This is a genomic window from Lutibacter sp., assembly GCF_040883305.1.
GTDB lineage: Bacteria > Bacteroidota > Bacteroidia > Flavobacteriales > Flavobacteriaceae > Lutibacter.
Genome location: NZ_JBFLKT010000449.1, coordinates 1 through 2532 on the forward strand (window position 1 = coordinate 1; position 2532 = coordinate 2532).

The window sequence follows — 2532 nt, forward strand, 5'->3', positions numbered from 1 at the left end:
ATATTTTCACTTTTAATAGCTACTCTTCTACCGTCTCCATTTCTTCCAGATTTTATTGCAATGCAATCATCTCCTGTATTAAATGTGCAATTGCGTATAATCACATTTTTTGAATATTCTGGATCACAACCATCATTATTTGGGCCATGACTTTCAACAGTAACTCCATCAACAATAACATTTGTGCATTTTATAGGGTGCATTACCCAAAAAGGAGCATTAATTATTTTAACACCTTCAATCATAACATTTGTACATTCAAATGGTTGAAAAAAACTAGGACGCAAAAAATGATTTTCTCCAAAAATGCGTTCGTTTACAGGTGTGCTATTCTGTCCCATTTCCATTAATACGGGAAGATTTAAACTATCTTTTTGTTGTCCCATTCCTGGCTTCCAACCATATATATCTTTACCGCACCAAGGCCACCAATTTTCATTACTCGCTTGACCGTTTAAAGTTCCTTTACCAGTAACAGCAATGTTATTTTTTTTGTATGCATAAATAAGTGGTGAGTAATTCATTAGTTCAGTACCTTCATAAGAAGTGTGCACTAAAGGGTAATAATCTTGTGGATTTGTACTAAATAAAATTTCCGAACCTTCTTCTAAATGCAGATTCACATTATTTTCTAAATGAATAGGACCTGTTAAATATTTACCTGCCGGAACTAATACAATTCCTCCACCATTATTTGTGCATTCATTTATTGCATTTTTAAAAGCTTTTGTATTACTTTCAATTCCATCATGAACTGCTCCAAAATCTAAAATATTATAGGTTTTATTAGGAAAAGTAGGTTCAGCAACACTATCAATTATTTCCTGCATTTTATCCCAAGGATTAACAGTAACAATCTCACCTTTCTTTTCTTTACAAGAAACTATAGATACAATCATTACTATTACTAAAATTAATTTTTTATACATATTATTTTTTTTTACGATACATTAATAAATAAAAATAATGTAATCGATTACACAAATGTAAAAAAAGACAATTAGAAAACCAAATTATTTGTTAAAATAATGTCGATCTTTAATTTTTAATAAGTGATACAAAATATTTACATTAAAATACCTGTTACTGCAAGGGTTTTATTTAGTTTCAGTTTTATACTAACATCCCTTAGAGTAATTCAAAAAATTACTTTATTAAATATATCTTGTTAATTTACGAGGTATTATATTTAGTAATTACAAAATATTTTTATTCTTAAATAAATTTCTTTTAAAAGTATTTTATTTTAAGTTATTATATGAATATATTATACATAATAATAAGAAAAATGTCAGTTTGAATTGGATTATTAATTGTAAAACCACACTTTTATGTAATCGATAACATTATTACTTTTAAATAAATAAAAAACTGTATTTTTACCAAAAATAATTTTAATATTACATGGGCGGAAAAACTACTATTTACGATATTGCAAAAGAACTTAATATAACTGCCGCTACAGTTTCAAGAGCCTTAAATAACAACCCTAAAATAAGTAAAGCCACTCGTAAACTTGTTTTAGAAACAGCCGCTAAAATGAATTATGAGCAAAACAAACTTGCATTAGCTCTTAAAAGTGGTAAAAGCTATAATGTTGGTGTTATTGTACCTAGAATTGACAGTAACTTTTTTGCATCTATAATTAGAGGAATTGAAGAAGAGCTGTATCCTAAGGGTTATCATGTAATAATTTGTCAAACACACGATCAGGAAGATTTAGAAATCGGAAATATTAATTCGCTACTTAATGCACAAGTTGATGGTATTTTAATGTCTATATCAAATGCTAAATTAGAAAACAATCCTAGTTTTCAAAAATTACTTAGAAAAAACATACCATTAATATTCTTTGATAGAAAAAAAGATATTAAAGGTGTAAGTTCTGTAACTATAGATGACTTTAAAGGTGCTTATGATGCTACTCAACATCTAATAGATCAAGGCTATAAGCGCATTGCACATTTATCAAATGACAGATTACTTTTAATATTTAAAAACAGGTATTTAGGTTACAAACAAGCTATTATTGATAATGGTCTTGAGTTTGATGAAAGCTTAGTTATTGAAACTCAAAGTAAAGTACATGAAGGTAAAAAAACAGCTAAAATATTGTTGGATATGGAACGACCTCCTGATGCCATATTTTCATCTAGTGATTTTACAGCTCTTGGGGCGATACAAGAAATAAGAGAGCGTGGGCTTAGAATTCCTGAAGATATAAGTATTATTGGATTTAGTAATGAACCTTTCACAAAATTTATGGAACTTTCTATAACATCAGTGGATCAGTCGCCAACAGAAATGGGGAGAATAACTGCTCAAGTTTTTTTGGAAGAAGTTAATAATGGAAAAAAAATTCAGTCTGAAAAACATGTTGTCCTTTCACCAGAATTAATGATTAGACAATCTTCTCAAAGAAATTCAGTTCATAATAGTTAATACAAAAAAAACATAAAAAAAGCCAAGAATTAAAATTCTTGGCTTTTTTTATGACCTACATATTATAATGATACCCCTCTACGCCAAGGA

At 28.4% G+C, this 2532-nt stretch carries 2 protein-coding genes; one reads left to right on the top strand and one right to left on the bottom strand.

The genetic code is table 11. The features are described from left to right. Window positions 1–929 (bottom strand): glycoside hydrolase family 28 protein (locus tag AB1Z17_RS14390; RefSeq protein WP_368052461.1); only part of this gene is annotated, 929 nt, incomplete at its 3' end. A 475-nt stretch (window positions 930–1404) separates the two neighbouring features. Here AB1Z17_RS14390 and AB1Z17_RS14395 point away from each other — a divergent pair. Then, window positions 1405–2442: a LacI family DNA-binding transcriptional regulator gene (locus AB1Z17_RS14395; RefSeq protein ID WP_368052462.1), complete on the top strand. Its 1038-nt coding sequence runs from the start codon at window positions 1405–1407 to the stop codon at window positions 2440–2442. The last annotated feature ends 90 nt before the right edge of the window (window positions 2443–2532 follow it).

What these genes read in the sequence shown, in the direction of transcription:
- AB1Z17_RS14395 (WP_368052462.1), top strand. Translation starts at nt 1,405, where the DNA reads ATGGGCGGAAAAACTACTATTTACGATATTGCAAAAGAACTTAATATA.